This is a genomic window from Streptomyces sp. P9(2023) (assembly GCF_032436795.1).
GTDB lineage: Bacteria > Actinomycetota > Actinomycetes > Streptomycetales > Streptomycetaceae > Streptomyces.
In genome coordinates this window covers 1-238 of sequence record NZ_JAUPWM010000824.1, presented here as the reverse complement: position 1 = coordinate 238, position 238 = coordinate 1, and the positions used below count along the sequence as shown (strand labels likewise).

1 pseudogene is annotated in these 238 nt (G+C 73.1%); it reads left to right on the top strand.

From position 1 onward, the window contains the following. A pseudogene (locus tag Q5762_RS39585) lies at positions 1-238 on the top strand (hypothetical protein); the annotation flags it as partial.

Here is a 238-nt window from a genome sequence, read left to right as displayed (position 1 = left end):
CCCGGCGCGTGGGCGGCGTCGACGAGCGTGTCCACGCCGCGGGCCAGGTCCCCGTGGACGTCGAGGCCCTCGGCGCCGCGTACTGGACCGGCAACGGCCACAAGTGGCTCTGCGGCCCAAAGGGATCGGCCATGCTCCACGTCCGGGCCGACCGACGCGACCTCGTTCGGCCGCTCGTGGTGAGCCACGGCTGGAACGATCTCCGACCCCAGCGGGGGCGGCTCTGGAAGGAATTCGA